The organism is Janthinobacterium paucivorans (assembly GCF_051380805.1).
Taxonomy (GTDB): Bacteria; Pseudomonadota; Gammaproteobacteria; order Burkholderiales; family Burkholderiaceae_D; genus Janthinobacterium; species Janthinobacterium lividum_D.
On the sequence record NZ_JBNYXR010000005.1, the window covers coordinates 147988 to 162421 of the forward strand.

Here is a 14434-nt window from a genome sequence, read left to right on the forward strand (position 1 = left end):
CCTATGTCTACTGTTACAACTAACGAATCTACCGGTATGGAAAGTTTTGCTGCGCTCTTCGAGGAATCGTTGTCGCGTCAAGATATGCGCTCCGGCGAAGTTATTTCCGCTGAAGTCGTGCGCCTCGACCACAATTTCGTGATCGTGAACGCTGGCCTCAAATCCGAAGCATTCATCCCTGTCGAAGAATTCAAGAACGACCACGGCGAACTGGAAGTCAAAGTTGGTGACTTCGTTTCCGTGGCGATCGAATCGCTGGAAAATGGTTTCGGCGATACCATCCTGTCGCGCGATAAAGCCAAGCGTCTGGCTTCGTGGCTGGCTCTGGAAAAAGCGATGGAATCGGGCGAAATCGTCGTCGGTACCGTCAATGGTAAAGTCAAAGGCGGTCTGACCGTGTTGACCAACGGCATCCGCGCATTCCTGCCGGGTTCGCTGGTTGATACCCGTCCTGTTAAAGACACCACCCCATTCGAAGGCAAAACCCTCGAATTCAAAGTGATCAAGCTCGATCGCAAGCGTAACAACGTGGTTCTGTCCCGCCGCGCCGTCATCGAAGCTTCGATGGGCGAAGAGCGTCAGAAGCTGATGGAAACGCTGAAAGAAGGCACGGTCGTGACCGGCGTCGTCAAAAATATCACCGACTACGGCGCGTTCGTGGATCTGGGCGGTATCGATGGCTTGCTGCACATCACCGACTTGGCATGGCGCCGTGTACGTCACCCGTCGGAAGTACTGACGGTTGGCCAGGAAATCACCGCCAAAGTCCTGAAATACGATCAAGAGAAGAACCGTGTTTCGCTGGGCGTGAAACAACTGGGCGACGATCCTTGGACCGGTCTGTCCCGTCGTTACCCACAAAGCACCCGTCTGTTCGGTAAAGTAACGAACCTGACCGACTACGGCGCGTTCGTTGAAGTGGAACAGGGTATCGAAGGTCTGGTACACGTTTCCGAAATGGACTGGACGAACAAAAACGTTGCTCCTAACAAAGTTGTCCAACTGGGCGACGAAGTAGAAGTGATGGTTCTGGAAATCGACGAAGAGCGTCGTCGTATCTCGCTGGGTATGAAGCAGTGCAAAGCCAACCCTTGGGATGACTTTGGCGTGACCCACAAGAAGGGCGATAAAGTCCGCGGCGCGATCAAATCGATCACCGACTTCGGCGTGTTCATCGGCCTGGCCGGTAACATCGACGGTCTGGTGCACCTGTCCGACCTGTCCTGGACCGAAACCGGCGAAGAAGCCGTGCGTCGCTTCAAGAAAGGTGACGAACTGGAAGCCATCGTTCTGGCCATCGACGTTGAGCGCGAGCGCGTTTCCCTGGGCGTCAAGCAACTGGAAGGTGACCCATTCAACAACTTCGCAGCCATGAACGACAAAGGCTCGCTGGTAACCGGTACCGTGAAATCGGTTGAGCCTAAAGGCGCCGTGATCCAACTGTCCGAAGAAGTTGAAGGCTACCTGCGCGCTTCCGAAATCTCGCGCGACCGCGTTGAAGATGCTGGTACGCACCTGAAAGTCGGCGATAGCGTCGAAGCAATGGTGTTGAACATCGACCGTAAAGCCCGTGGTATCCAACTGTCGATCAAAGCGAAAGACAACGTTGAAACCCAGGAAGCCATGCAGAAAATGGCCGCTACCGACAACAACGCAGCTTCGGGCACCACCAGCCTGGGCGCTTTGTTGAAAGCTAAGTTCGATAACAAGAACTAAGACTGCGGATACGGCAGATGACAAAGTCCGAGCTGATCAACCGCCTCGCTGAGCGTTATTCTCAGCTGGTGGCGAAAGATGCGGAGTATGCCGTCAAGACCATTCTCGATGCGATGACCAACGCCTTGGCGACCGGCCAGCGTATCGAGATCCGCGGTTTTGGCAGTTTTGCCCTGAACAGCAGACCACCGCGCATCGGTCGCAACCCGAAATCCGGCGACAAGGTGATGGTGCCCGAAAAACGGGTGCCCCACTTCAAACCGGGCAAACAGTTGCGCGAGCGGGTGGACGCGATGGTCGGGCAACCGATAATCGAGGATTAATCGTCTGCTGGAAGGCGACATAGAAAGCGGCGTCCTTGGATGCCGCTTTTTTTTGTTAATATGCTGAGAATACCTGACATACGCTACTGCGCGTCGCGCTTTGCGGCCTGCGATGCTCACCGTACTTCAGTACGGTTGCGCTTCTCGGCCACAAATCACTGACGCTCGCTACGCTTCTGCCAGGCATTCCGAGGTTGTGCCATACGGCATTTTTTGTACTTTCTGGGCGTATCGATGAAAATCATCTCCACCATCGTTGGCTGTGTTCTTTTCGTCCTGTTCTTCAGTTTTGCGCTGAAGAATGCGCAGGTTGTTGACCTGCATGTTTTCCTCAATTATGAAATTCGTGGCCCTCTGGTCTTGATGCTGCTGGGCTTTTTTGTCGCCGGCGCCAGCCTCGGCGTACTGGCCCTGACGCCGACCGTGTTCCGTCACCGCCGCGAAGCGAACAAGCAAAAAACCACCATTGCCGCGCTGCAGACTGTTGGTGTGGCCAGCAATGTCCAGCCGCAACCGGACAGCGTGAGCGCGCAGTAATCGGCGCCGTCGCTCCTATTTCTCTTACTCGAATAAAAACAATCGCATGGATTTTGAACTCTGGTGGCTATTGGGTATCCCGGTGTTTTTCGCGCTGGGCTGGATTGCCGCGCGTGTGGACATTCATCAACTGGTGTCTGAATCGCGCAGCCTGCCGCGCAACTACTTCAAGGGCTTGAATTTCTTGCTCAATGAACAGCATGACAAGGCTATCGATGCCTTCATCGAAGTCGTCAAGCTGGACCCGGAATCGGCCGATATGCACTTTGCGCTGGGTAACCTGTTCCGCCGTCGCGGCGAAACGGAGCGCGCCATCCGCGTACACCAAAATTTGCTGGCGCGCCCGGACTTGCCGCTGGAGCAGCAGAGCCATGCCGCCTACGAATTGGGCATGGATTACCTGAAGGCGGGCTTGCTGGACCGTGCCGAAGAAACCTTTAACAGCCTTGTCGATACGCAATATGCGGCCCAGGCGCGCCGCGCCCTGCTGGAAATCTACCAGCGCGAAAAGGAATGGTCGCGCGCCATCGAAGCGGCCGTGGGGCTGCAGGAATCGGGTGCTGGAGCGCGCCAGAAGGAAATCGCCCAGTTTTATTGCGAGCTGGCACATGACGCGCTGGTGCATATGAAGCCCGACGAGGCCATGCCGCTGTTGGAAAAAGCCCTGCAAACGGACCGCAAGAGCGTGCGCGCCACCATCCTGACCGGTGACGTGCTGCTGGCGCGTGACGACGTGGAAGGTGCGCTGACCACCTGGCGTCGCGTGGAGCAGCAAAGCGTGCCGCACGTGGCCTTGGTGGCACAGCGTCTGATGGATGGCTACAGCAAGGTGGGCCGCGCACAGGAAGGCGTCAATCTGCTGCGCTCCTATCTGGAAGAGGCGTCGTCGATCGACTTGATCGAAGTGGTCTTCAAGGCTGTCATCGAACTCGACGGCGTGGAAGCGGCGAAGCTGCTGGTCAGCGCCGAGCTGCGCCGCACGCCGACCTTGCTGGGCCTGGACAAGCTGCTCGAGGCTCGCATGATGGATGCGCCGGCCGCCATCTGGTCCGAGCTGTCGATGGTAAAAAACCTCGTGCACGGCTACACGCAGAAGCTCGCGCGCTACCAGTGCAGCCACTGCGGCTTCAAGGCACGCCAGTTTTACTGGCATTGCCCGGGCTGCAACAAGTGGGAAACCTACCCACCACGCCGCACGGAAGAGTTAAATGTCATGAACTGATTAATCGTACACGCCACCTTGCCTTGCGCAACGTGGCGTGTACTCGTATGTAACACCTATATTTCAGAAATACGGCACAACCATGAAAATTACCATTATCGGCACGGGCTATGTGGGCCTCGTGACGGGCGCCTGCCTGGCGGAGCTGGGCAACGACGTTTTTTGTCTCGATCTGGACGTACAGAAGGTAGCCTTGCTCAACAGCGGCGGCATCCCTATCCATGAACCGGGCCTGGAAGAAGTCGTGGCGCGCAACCGCGCCGCCGGTCGCATGACCTTTTCCACCGATGTCGAGGCTGCCGCTGCGCACGGTGTGATGCAATTCATTGCCGTCGGCACGCCACCCGATGAAGATGGCTCGGCCGACCTGCAATACGTGCTCGCTGCCGCACGCGGCATCGGCAAGTACATGACGGGCTTCAAGGTCATCGTCGACAAGTCGACCGTGCCCGTAGGCACGGCCGAAAGAGTGCGCGCCGCCATCCAGGGCGAACTGGACGCGCGCGGCGTGACCGCCACGTTCTCGGTGGCGTCGAACCCGGAATTTCTCAAGGAAGGCGCGGCCGTCGAAGACTTCATGCGCCCGGACCGCATCGTTATCGGCGTCGATGCCACGGCGGACGGCGAGCGCGCGCGCGAATTGCTGAAAAGCCTGTACGCGCCATTCAACCGCAATCACGAGCGCACCTACTGGATGGATGTGCGCTCGGCCGAATTTACGAAGTATGCTGCGAATGCCATGCTGGCCACGCGTATTTCCTTCATGAATGAACTGGCGAACCTGGCCGACAAGGTGGGCGTCGATATCGAAGCCGTACGCCACGGCATCGGTTCCGATCCGCGCATCGGCCATAGCTTCCTGTACGCGGGCTGCGGCTATGGCGGCTCGTGCTTCCCGAAAGACGTGCAGGCGCTCGAACGCACGGCGCGCGGCCACGGCCAGGAATTACTCATCCTGCGCGCCGTCGAAGCCGTCAACGACCGGCAGAAGCAGGTGTTGGGCGGGAAAGTGGTCGCGCGCTTCGGTGCGGACCTGACGGGCCGGCATTTTGCCGTATGGGGACTGGCCTTCAAGCCGAACACGGACGATATGCGCGAAGCGTCTGCGCGCGTGCTGCTGGCGGACTTGCTGGCGCGGGGCGCCACGGTAGCCGTCTACGATCCTGTTGCAATGACCGAGGCAAAGCGGGTGCTGCAACTGGACTTGACGCCGGAGCAATTGGCGCAGGTGCGCTTTGCCGACAGCCCGCTCGATGCCCTGACGGATGCCGATGCCTTGGCCATCGTGACTGAATGGAAAGCCTTCCGTAGCCCGGATTTCGAGCAGATCAAGGCGCGCCTGAAGCAGCCCGTGATCTTTGACGGGCGCAACCTGTTCGAGCCGGCCATCATGGTCGAGGCGGGCATCGAATATCACGGGATTGGTCGCTCGATCCTGACACGCGCATGAGTGCCCACGCGGTGGCAGCCTTGACGGCGCCGGCCGCGCTGGCCCAGGTGCGCCTGCTGGTGGTGGGCGATGTGATGCTCGACCGTTACTGGTTCGGCGAGGTCAGCCGTATTTCGCCGGAGGCACCGGTGCCTATCGTACGCATCGAAAAGCGCGAAGAGCGCCTCGGTGGCGCTGCCAACGTGGCGCGCAACGCGGCCGCGCTGGGAGCGAAGACGAGCTTGCTGGGCGTAGTCGGCGACGACGAGGCTGGCAGCGAAGTCGAGCGCCTGCTTGAAGGTGGCGGCATCCACAGCTATCTGCAGCGCGATGCGGCCATTTCCACCATCATCAAGTTGCGCGTGATCGGTCGCCAGCAACAAATGCTGCGCATCGACTTCGAGGATGCGCCCAGCGATACGGTGCTGCGCGACAAGCTCAAGCAGTTCAATGCGCTGCTGCCGCACTACGACGTGGTGATACTGTCGGACTACGCCAAGGGCAGCCTGGTGAATGTGTCCGAGATGATCAAGGCGGCCAGGGCCGCTGGAAAGATCGTCATGGTTGACCCAAAAGGTGATGATTTTAATCGCTATGCGGGAGCGTCAGTGCTCACTCCGAACAAGTCCGAACTACGCCGCGTGGTTGGAAACTGGAATACGGAAGAGCAATTGACGCAACGCGCGCAGCAGATGCGCGCGCAACTCGGCCTGGACGCTTTACTGCTGACCCGCTCGGAAGAGGGCATGAGCTTGTACACGGCCGATGAGGTGCTGCACATGCCGACCGATGCGCGCGAAGTGTTCGACGTTTCGGGCGCTGGCGACACAGTGATCGCCACCATGGCGGCCATGCTGGGCGCCGGCATGGGCCTGGGCGATGCCGTGCGCACGGCCAACCGGGCCGGCGGCATCGTCGTCGGCAAGCTGGGCACGGCCACCGTGACCCGCGAAGAGTTGTTCCCGCAGTAATCCGCCTTTGTATTGCCTCTCCGGCCTGCGCCCGCTGTTTGATCTGGCGCAGGCTTTCTGTGCCTTGCGCGGTGCCGTCTTGTCAACCGTATCACGTCCCAGCCGTTAAAACGCTCAAGGCGCTGTTCCTCCTTTGCGTTCGAGTTATCTTGCAACCACACCACGGAGAGATACCCATGTTCAAAAAAATATTGTTGGCCATCGTCACCCTGATCGCGACAATGGGATTTGCTTTTGCCCAGGTCGATGTCAACAAGGCGGACCAGGCAGCACTCGACAGCGTCAAGGGCATCGGCCCCAGCACCTCGAAAGCCATCGTTGATGAACGCAGCAAGGGCGGCGCCTTCAAGGATTGGGCCGATTTCGAAAGCCGCGTGAAGGGCATTGGACCGAAAAGCGCCATGAAACTGTCCGAGGCGGGCTTGCAGGTAAATGGCCAGGCCAAGTCCGGCGCGCCAGCGGCGCCGATGGCGAAAGCTGCTCCGGCAAAAGCTGCTGTGAAGGACGTTGCAGCGAAAGAAGCCGCAGCGAAGCCAGCTGCTGCGATCGACACCGCTGCGGCGCCAGCCAAGACAGCCGCTGAAACGAAGAAGGAAGCCAAGGCTGCCGCGGCGGCTGCGAAGAAAGAAGCGAAACTCACTGCAGCCGATGCGAAGAAGGCTGAAGCCGAGAAGAAGTAACTGTGTAGCTGTCAACCGTATAGCTGTCAAGCGTGTTGTGTGGTGGTGCCGCGCAACACGTGCAGAAAACCCCGTGTGGTACCGGCCGCGCGGGGTTTTTTATTGTGTCCGCCTTGCGGCTGATCGGTGGTGTCGGCCGCATACTGGCAGACCTTGCCGTCGCGCTACGCTGACGACAGGGAAATCTGCTGCATACGGGCCTGGAGCCCGAGGCGACTGGCCTGGGCTGGCTCGTCTGGGTGGCTTCGGGCATGAGTTGGGCCGTGCTGCCGGGTATCACTGATGCATGGACTGAATAAGCAAATTACTAAAATAACTAATCGCCACGCGTCCAGCGCAGGCGCGTGCAGCCAGCTGGAACAGCGTGCGCGGCAAGCTTTGCATGGCGCAAAGCCAGGCGCCATGCGACCTGGCACGCGGCTGGGTGGAGCCGGCGTTGCCTGGCAGCACGGCAGTTTTTAGCCATGCGCCGTCCAGCATCTCATATTAGAATGGGTCTTTGTTGACATGACTCAAATAGACACGATGGCTTACAAGACACTTGAAGATACGATAGGCAATACCCCGCTGGTGCAACTGACGCGCTTGCCGGGCGCTGATGCGATAGCGCGCAACAATGTCATCCTCGGCAAGCTGGAAGGCAATAACCCTGCCGGCTCCGTGAAGGATCGCGCCGCCATGTCCATGCTCAAGCGCGCTGAAGAGCGCGGTGCCATCAAGCCAGGCGATACCTTGATCGAGGCTACCAGCGGCAACACGGGCATCGCGCTGGCCATGGCCGCCGCCTTGCGTGGCTACAAGATGCTGTTGTTGATGCCGGACAATCTCAGTGTGGAGCGCCGCCAGAGCATGGCCGCCTATGGCGCCGATATCTTGCTAACGCCGAGGACCGGCGGCATGGAATATGCGCGCGACCTGGCCGAGCAGATGCAGAAAGATGGCCGCGGCATTATTCTCGACCAGTTCGCCAATGAAGATAATTCGCGTGCGCACTATGAAAGCACGGGCCCTGAAATCTGGCGCGATACGCATGGTCAGGTGACGCATTTTGTGAGCGCCATGGGCACGACGGGCACCATCATGGGCGTGTCGCGCTATTTGAAGGAACAGAATCGCGCCATCCAGATCATCGGCGCACAGCCCGAAGATGGCTCGCAGATTCCTGGCATCCGTAAATGGCCGGAAGCGTACTTGCCGAAAATTTTCGAAAAGTCGCGCGTGGACCAGGTGGAATACGTGAGCCAGGGCGCGGCCGAGCGCATGGCGCGCAGTCTGGCGGCGCAAGAGGGCTTGTTCTGTGGTGTTTCGGCAGCCGGCGCCTGCGAAATCGCGTTGCGCATCTCGCAAACGGTGGAAAACGCAACGATCGTGTTTATCGTCTGCGATCGCGGCGACCGCTATCTCTCGACCGGTGTCTTTCCGGCCTGAGTACGCACGCCCAGGCAAACCCACTGCGCGGCGCACCGCCTTGGTGCATCGGCTTGGCTGCCGCGTGCGGCTGCCCGCTGGCGTTTCTTGGTCATATATCGCCGCCGCTCGCTACGCTTCGATTGCGCGTCGGTACAGCGTGGGGGGGGGGGGGAGCGGATATTGGCCAGATCGGCCTGAGAATGACGAGAAATACCCCCTCCCCACGGCAGGGAGGGAAAACCTGCGCAAGCGGCAGGATCAGCCTTGTGACGTTTCGCCTTCTTTTGGCTTGAATTGCTTGTCGCTGATGCGGAATTTATTACGACGGTCACCCATCAGGTAACGCAGGTCGCGGATGCTCAGGTCGCTCACTTCGTGCATGCGGATCAGCAGCGATGCGCCGACAGGCAGGCGGTGGTGACGGATTTTGCTGATCACCGGTGGCGCCACTTCCAGCGCGCGGGACAGCGCTGCGTCGTTTTTCAGGCGCAAGTTTTCGATCAGGGTATCGAGCAATCTGTTTGGGTTGTATTGGAGCAGATCGTCGGAGTCCGAATCGCTGTTCATATCAATGCCGACTTGGTTTGTCATGATGTTAATGTTCCTTCTGTAGTTGCACTGCAAAGTAAAAAACACTCGGAGCTCGCTCTTGCTGCGTTCATGTTCATTCTTTACTAAAAGGAACGAATTCACACACGGGACGATCCGGGATACAGTTTTTCATGATATATACACAATTGTACAGCAGGATTCAATTTCAGACTGGAAAGTCTCAAAATCTTGCTTTGTATAAAATAAGTGTTGTCTTGCTGCAACAGATATTTATTCTTTATTATGCTCTATGGTAGAGCAAAAATTGTATTTTTAAATAAGTTAATTATAAGGTAATTTCTGTATCCGGCGTCGCACAAAGGCTGGCGAGCGAGGCTGGCTCATGGTATCGGCCCCACCATAGACTTATTTGCTGCTTGCTTCAACATCGCTTACGCTTTCTTACAAGTAATATTATAACCTTAGACTGACTTTCGGTTAGCGTGCGCGTACTTGGCTGATGGCCTTGCCCAAGTCGATCACGGACATGGCATAAAAGTAACTTCTATTGTACTGAGTTATAGCAAAGAAGTTATTGCTTGCCAAGTGGTACTCAGTTGCTTCTGAACCATTTTGCAGGTCAATCAAGCCGAACAGCATGTTGCGAGGCGTGGATGTCATGCTGCTCACGCCGGCCTCTTGCAGTTCTTCCAGCCGGTACTTCGCTTGCAAGCCTTGGCCGATGAACTTTTCCCACGCGTGGCTGGACGAGACGCTGACGCGGTACGTGCTGATGGCCGGGTCATCGCGCCGCCAGCCGTGTTCGACCAGGAAATGTGCCACGCTGCCGATGGCGTCGGCGGTAGAATTGCGCAGGTCGATATGGCTATCGCCATCGAAGTCCAGCGCGTATTTCATGATGCTGCTGGGCATGAACTGGGGCAGGCCGATAGCGCCCGCATACGAACCGAGCAGTGTCAATGGATCGATGCCATCCTTGCGCGCATACAGTAGCGCGTTTTCCAGCTCTCCCTTGAAAAACTCCATGCGCGCAGCGCGCGTGGGGCTTTCCGGGTAGGAAAACGCCAGCGTCGTCAGCGCATCGAGCACGCGGAAACGACCGGTGTTGCGTCCGTACACGGTTTCCACGCCGATGATGCCGACGATGATTTCGGCTGGCACGCCATACTCGCGCTCGGCGCGCGCCAGCGCTTCCGCGTTCTCTTCCCAGAATTTCACGCCCGCATCGATGCGCACGGGCTCGATGAAGCGCGCGCTGTAGGCTTGCCAGTTCTTCGGCTTGCCCGGCGGCGCTGGCTTCATCAATTGCGCGGTCGACTCGACGTAGCGCACTTTGCCAATCAGGGTATCGAGTTCGGCGCGGTCAAAGCCATGCTTGGCGGACATCTCGTCGAGGAAGGCGCGTACTTCTTTCCAGTTGGCATAGTCGACAAACTCGCCTTCGAAGTCGAATTTAGCCGGTGTTTGCTTGGCCGTCGCCTTGCTGGGCGGCGCCTTGGCCGCGCGCATGGCACGGGCGCGGTCGGCGGCAGAGATATTGTTGTTTTCGCTAGCGTGCGCCGTTGCCAGGCACAGCGGGAGGGCGAGGAGCAGGCACAGGGCAGAGGTTTTGATCGGTAACAAGGAGCGTCTCATCGGCATTGGGTTGGCAGGCGGCGCAAGCTGCGCCGCACGCGGCATTATTTATCTGGGTTGGCATCACCATACTGCATCGTGGCATAGATTGCCAGAACCTGAGTGATGGTGGCGTGCGCCCCGGTTTTGCTGTCATCGAGGCCGGCCAGGGCGCAGCAGGGCGGGCGCTGCCGCAGCGCTGCTCGCACCCGGTTGGTGTGCACGGCGTGAACAGTTCGCTGGTGTATTTTTAAAAGCGTAGTATTTTTATCACAGGAGCATGGATTATTTAATTTACAATCGCTTTGACCAGGTCAAACGGCGCCGACCGCGCGCCACGCGCTCGTGGTAGATTAGCATGACAGCAAAAGTGGCAAGGAAGGCATAGACCAGCCGGTGATTGTATGCGAGAACGCGCCAGGCAGGAATGCCTTGCAGCGATTCCGGCGCGCTTCCCGGCATGGATAGAGAGCAGAGACAGAGGTAACCAGTACAGCGCATGAGCACAGCCATTTATACCCATCCCGATTGTCAGCGCCACGAAATGGGCGACTGGCACCCTGAATCGCCGGCCCGCTTGCAGGCCATCAACGATCAATTGATACTCGCGCACATCAGCGACCTGGTCGAGCACCGCGACGGCGCGCGCGCGCAATTGTCCGATATCGAGCGCAATCATAGCGCCATGGCCATCGGTCTGGTGCGCGACAACGTGCCGTCCGAGGGCGATTACTATCCGCTCGACGGCGATACCTTGCTCAACGCACACAGCTACGACGCGGCGCTCGCTGCCGCTGGTTCGGCCGTGACTGCCACGGATGCCGTCATCGATGGCGAGATCAGCAACGCCTTTTGCGCGATCCGCCCGCCCGGCCACCATGCACGGCCCAGTGAACCCATGGGTTTCTGCCTGTTCAACAATGTCGCTATCGCTGCCAAGCATGCGCTCGACGTGCGCGGCCTGGAACGCGTCGCCATCGTCGACTTTGACGTGCACCACGGCAATGGCACGGCCGAATCCGTGGCGCACGATCCACGCATCCTGATGGTGAGTTTTTTCCAGCACCCTTTTTATCCCTACAGTGATGTCGAGTCTTACACGGATACGCGCGTCAACGTGCCGGTGCCGGCCCGCTCGAAGGGCGATGCGGTGCGTCAGTTGGTGCTCGACCACTGGCTGCCGGCGCTGCACCGGCAGCAGCCGCAGATGATTTTCATTTCCGCTGGTTTTGATGCCCACCGCGAAGACGACGTGGGCGGCATGGGCTTGGTGGAGGCCGACTATACTTGGCTGACGCAGCAGATGATGAGCGTGGCCGATCAGTATGGTAAAGGCCGCATCGTCAGCTGCCTCGAAGGAGGCTATAACCTGTCGTCGCTGGGCCGTAGCGTGGCCGCGCATGTGAAGGCGCTGGCGGAGCTATAGGGATTGGGCTATAAGGCTCGGGCTGTAATGCTTGCGCTGTCCTGCGTATGCTGTCACTACAGCAAGCTGGGCAGGCTGCGCGAATGCGTGTGGCGGTGGGTCTGGTAGTCGAGTGCGTCGCCGGCCATGAAGCGGTGCCACGCTTGGGTGTAGACGAGCGATGATTTCTCCGCGTCGAAGCTGTCGAGCTGCAACATGTCGCGCTGGTGCTTGATTTCATTGACCAGCTGGTCATACAGCATTTGCAAGCCATAGCTGTCGGCGCTCTGGCGTTTCAGGCGCTCTTCGAGTTGCATCACTCGCTGCTGCCACTGCCGGCATTGTTTCTCCCACTGCTGCATGCTGCCATGGCGCGGCACGGCCTTGGCGGGGCGCGCGCTGGCGCCGTCGCATTTCGTGTGCGTCGCTGGCGCCACGCCAGTGTGTTCCATTATCATCATATCGAGCTTTACCCAGCGCGTATTTCCCTGCACCTGGTGTCGCTAGCCTGGAAATAATTGCTTTTAATTTAAGAGGCGATATTAGAGCACACTTTTTTGTTGCTTGCAGTAAATATAAAGATCCTTGCGGAACTAATCGACTTGACTTCCCTGCTGCGTATCACTGGCGCAGCGGTGCTTTGATGGGCGCTGCGCGGGCCGCTCCAGTCATGTTGCCGTCGTCGGCGTACGTCATGGTCAGCAAGGTATTGTCGTCCCAGTTCAGGTCATGCAAGGGCGGCACATAGCGCTGGCGGTCTTGCGTGACGTGGATATCGAGCGTGCGCTCGCCCGAACGCGCCTGTACCGCAAGCAGCTTGCGCAGTACGGGAAACGGCACCTGGATCAGCGACGAGTGGCACGGCCCGCCTGCCATGCGGAACAGGTTGCGCTGAACAAAAGACAGGCCATCTTGCTCGACGGCCCAGCGGATTTCGCACTCCAGGCGCAAGTCGCCCAGGCGGCGCACGTTCTGCGCCAGGCCCGGCGTGTGGATGTCGGGGCGCCAGCGCAGCGTGTCGCGTTTCTTGTTGCTGAGCAGGTCAGCATTCGCGTCGTAGGCAGTCTTGTCACGCGTCAAGGTGAAGCTGCCGTCCGCCGCCAGGGGCACGGGGATAGACAGCTTGTCGGCCGACAGGTGCAAGGTCACGCCATCGAGCCTGGCGTTCGGCGTGGCCGGGAACAGCATGAAGCGCAGCGGCGCGCCCGGCGCCAGACGCTGGTGGTCGGCATACGCGTCGAGTCCCTTGAGCATGGTGCGGTAGGGGCGCAGGTCGGGATCGCGCGTACCTTGCACCTCGACAAGTTGCTGCACTTCCTCGCCGGCCGTGTCGGCGGGCGCCGCCGCTTGTTCCTGGGCCATGGCCGGCAGCAGGCAGGCACAAAGGGCGGCGAGGACGGGGAAATGGGAGAGATGCATGGAATGCGTGCCAGGTTGAGCGTGCAATGGGGGAAACCGGCCAGGCTGGACGGACTGTGGATATTATCATTCAAGTAACTGCTAAATTATCACCAATTGTCTCGTCCGCGTCGCATGGCCGGCGCTGGCGGCGGAAAATGGGACGTCGTGGCGGCAACCACGTAAAATAGCGGATTGATTGAACGAACTGAAGGCAAGAGCATGGCGATACAATGGTACCCAGGACACATGAACGCGGCCCGCAAGAAAGCGGCCGAGACCATGGAAAACACCGACCTGGTGATTGAAGTGGTGGATGCGCGCCTGCCGGCAGCCAGTTGCAATCCCATGGTGGACGAGTTGCGCCTGTTCCGCCAGCGCCCTTGCCTGAAGATCCTCAACAAGATCGACCTGGCCGATCCCGCCGCTACTGCCGCGTGGGTGGCCTATTTCAATGCCCAGGATGGCGTGACCGCGTATGCGATGACGACCAAGAAGCCGGGCGACGTGGCGCGCATTCCGGACCTGGCCAAATCGCTGGCGCCGCACCGCGGCGTGCCCACGAAGCCACTGCGCATCATGATCATGGGCATCCCCAACGTGGGCAAGTCGACGCTGATGAATGCGCTGCTGAAAAAGCGCGTGGCCAAGGTGGGCGACGAGCCGGCCGTGACCAAAATGCAGCAAAAGCTGTATCTGGACAAGAACACCATCCTCGTCGACACGCCCGGCATGCTGTGGCCGAAGATCGCCATCCCTAGCGACGGCCTGATGCTGGCGGCCAGCCACGCCATCGGCTCTAATGCGCTGATCGAAGAGGAAGTGGCCGTGTTCCTGGCCGAGGAATTGCTCAAGCGCTATCCGGACATGCTGGCAACCCGCTATGGCACCAAGGTTGGCGAAGTCGACGCCATCGGCGTGGTTGAAGGCATTGCCGCCAAGCGCGGTTTCCGCATCAAGGGCGGCGACTACGATTTCGAGAAAGCCTCGCATACCTTGCTGCTCGACTATCGCAGCGGCATCCTTGGGCGTATCTCGCTGGAAACGCCGGACACGCGTGCTGCCCTGCTGGCCCAGCACGCCGCCGAAATGGCGGAAAAAGCGGCGAAAGCGGCAGAGATAGCGGCCGAAAAGGCCAAGAATGCGGCGCGCGGCAAGCGCGGTACCTAAGTTGCCG

The 14434-nt window shown here is 59.2% G+C and carries 14 protein-coding genes; 10 read left to right on the forward strand and 4 right to left on the reverse strand.

Features of this window, described 5'->3' with window-relative positions:
* The first annotated feature begins 3 nt into the window (after positions 1-3).
* The 8 genes from rpsA to cysM all read left to right on the forward strand — a co-directional run bounded on the left by rpsA (position 4) and on the right by cysM (position 8306).
* Positions 4-1716: a 30S ribosomal protein S1 gene (rpsA, locus tag ACQ4V8_RS08220; protein ID WP_080570587.1), complete on the forward strand. Its 1713-nt coding sequence runs from the start codon at positions 4-6 to the stop codon at positions 1714-1716.
* A 17-nt stretch (positions 1717-1733) separates the two neighbouring features.
* Entirely contained in the window at positions 1734-2039 is a 306-nt protein-coding gene (locus ACQ4V8_RS08225) for an integration host factor subunit beta (protein WP_008446215.1), read from the forward strand.
* Between the two features lie 234 nt (positions 2040-2273).
* Positions 2274-2576 carry a LapA family protein gene (locus ACQ4V8_RS08230; RefSeq protein ID WP_029496228.1) on the forward strand — a complete coding sequence of 101 codons (303 nt, stop codon included), beginning with the start codon at positions 2274-2276 and terminating at the stop codon, positions 2574-2576.
* A 46-nt stretch (positions 2577-2622) separates the two neighbouring features.
* The gene (gene lapB / locus ACQ4V8_RS08235) at positions 2623-3798 is read left to right on the forward strand and encodes a lipopolysaccharide assembly protein LapB (protein WP_010395714.1); all 1176 of its coding nucleotides are present in this window, start codon (positions 2623-2625) and stop codon (positions 3796-3798) included.
* Positions 3799-3880: 82 nt separating this feature from the next.
* Complete coding sequence (locus tag ACQ4V8_RS08240) at positions 3881-5248, forward strand: UDP-glucose dehydrogenase family protein (RefSeq protein WP_010395715.1); 1368 nt, start codon at positions 3881-3883, stop codon at positions 5246-5248.
* Positions 5245-6198, forward strand: coding sequence for a D-glycero-beta-D-manno-heptose-7-phosphate kinase (gene rfaE1 / locus ACQ4V8_RS08245; RefSeq protein WP_010395718.1), 954 nt, complete (start codon positions 5245-5247; stop codon positions 6196-6198). Before ACQ4V8_RS08240 ends, rfaE1 begins: the two co-directional genes overlap by 4 nt.
* 176 nt (positions 6199-6374) lie before the next feature.
* On the forward strand, positions 6375-6878 hold the full coding sequence (locus tag ACQ4V8_RS08250) for a ComEA family DNA-binding protein (protein WP_010395720.1): 504 nt from the start codon (positions 6375-6377) through the stop codon (positions 6876-6878).
* A 525-nt stretch (positions 6879-7403) separates the two neighbouring features.
* Positions 7404-8306: a cysteine synthase CysM gene (gene cysM / locus ACQ4V8_RS08255; protein ID WP_010395725.1), complete on the forward strand. Its 903-nt coding sequence runs from the start codon at positions 7404-7406 to the stop codon at positions 8304-8306.
* Between the two features lie 240 nt (positions 8307-8546).
* Here the strand turns inward: cysM and ACQ4V8_RS08260 are convergent, their stop codons facing one another.
* The gene (locus ACQ4V8_RS08260) at positions 8547-8879 is read right to left on the reverse strand and encodes a hypothetical protein (protein WP_010395728.1); all 333 of its coding nucleotides are present in this window, start codon (positions 8877-8879) and stop codon (positions 8547-8549) included.
* A gap of 438 nt (positions 8880-9317) precedes the next feature.
* On the reverse strand, positions 9318-10463 hold the full coding sequence (gene mltB / locus ACQ4V8_RS08265; RefSeq protein ID WP_010395730.1) for a lytic murein transglycosylase B: 1146 nt from the start codon (positions 10461-10463) through the stop codon (positions 9318-9320).
* Positions 10464-10953: 490 nt separating this feature from the next.
* Here mltB and ACQ4V8_RS08270 point away from each other — a divergent pair, with 490 nt between their 5' ends.
* Complete coding sequence (locus tag ACQ4V8_RS08270; RefSeq protein ID WP_010395733.1) at positions 10954-11880, forward strand: histone deacetylase family protein; 927 nt, start codon at positions 10954-10956, stop codon at positions 11878-11880.
* 56 nt (positions 11881-11936) lie between these two features.
* On the opposite strand, the gene ACQ4V8_RS08275 is transcribed toward ACQ4V8_RS08270, so the two are convergent.
* Entirely contained in the window at positions 11937-12311 is a 375-nt protein-coding gene (locus ACQ4V8_RS08275) for a hypothetical protein (RefSeq protein WP_010395735.1), read from the reverse strand.
* Positions 12312-12480: 169 nt separating this feature from the next.
* Positions 12481-13278 (reverse strand): hypothetical protein, encoded by a 798-nt coding sequence (locus ACQ4V8_RS08280; protein WP_196855286.1) that lies wholly within the window; start codon positions 13276-13278, stop codon positions 12481-12483.
* 228 nt (positions 13279-13506) lie between these two features.
* On the opposite strand from ACQ4V8_RS08280, the gene ylqF reads away from it, so the two are divergent.
* Positions 13507-14427: a ribosome biogenesis GTPase YlqF gene (gene ylqF / locus ACQ4V8_RS08285; RefSeq protein ID WP_010395740.1), complete on the forward strand. Its 921-nt coding sequence runs from the start codon at positions 13507-13509 to the stop codon at positions 14425-14427.
* The last annotated feature ends 7 nt before the right edge of the window (positions 14428-14434 follow it).

Bases quoted from the DNA above. Each gene is read 5' to 3' on its own strand.
- rpsA (WP_080570587.1), top strand. From the start codon at position 4: ATGTCTACTGTTACAACTAACGAATCTACCGGTATGGAAAGTTTTGCT.
- ACQ4V8_RS08225 (WP_008446215.1), top strand. From the start codon at position 1,734: ATGACAAAGTCCGAGCTGATCAACCGCCTCGCTGAGCGTTATTCTCAG.
- ACQ4V8_RS08230 (WP_029496228.1), top strand. From the start codon at position 2,274: ATGAAAATCATCTCCACCATCGTTGGCTGTGTTCTTTTCGTCCTGTTC.
- lapB (WP_010395714.1), top strand. From the start codon at position 2,623: ATGGATTTTGAACTCTGGTGGCTATTGGGTATCCCGGTGTTTTTCGCG.
- ACQ4V8_RS08240 (WP_010395715.1), top strand. From the start codon at position 3,881: ATGAAAATTACCATTATCGGCACGGGCTATGTGGGCCTCGTGACGGGC.
- rfaE1 (WP_010395718.1), top strand. From the start codon at position 5,245: ATGAGTGCCCACGCGGTGGCAGCCTTGACGGCGCCGGCCGCGCTGGCC.
- ACQ4V8_RS08250 (WP_010395720.1), top strand. From the start codon at position 6,375: ATGTTCAAAAAAATATTGTTGGCCATCGTCACCCTGATCGCGACAATG.
- cysM (WP_010395725.1), top strand. From the start codon at position 7,404: ATGGCTTACAAGACACTTGAAGATACGATAGGCAATACCCCGCTGGTG.
- ACQ4V8_RS08260 (WP_010395728.1), bottom strand. From the start codon at position 8,879: ATGACAAACCAAGTCGGCATTGATATGAACAGCGATTCGGACTCCGAC.
- ACQ4V8_RS08270 (WP_010395733.1), top strand. From the start codon at position 10,954: ATGAGCACAGCCATTTATACCCATCCCGATTGTCAGCGCCACGAAATG.
- ACQ4V8_RS08275 (WP_010395735.1), bottom strand. From the start codon at position 12,311: ATGGAACACACTGGCGTGGCGCCAGCGACGCACACGAAATGCGACGGC.
- ACQ4V8_RS08280 (WP_196855286.1), bottom strand. From the start codon at position 13,278: ATGCATCTCTCCCATTTCCCCGTCCTCGCCGCCCTTTGTGCCTGCCTG.
- ylqF (WP_010395740.1), top strand. From the start codon at position 13,507: ATGAACGCGGCCCGCAAGAAAGCGGCCGAGACCATGGAAAACACCGAC.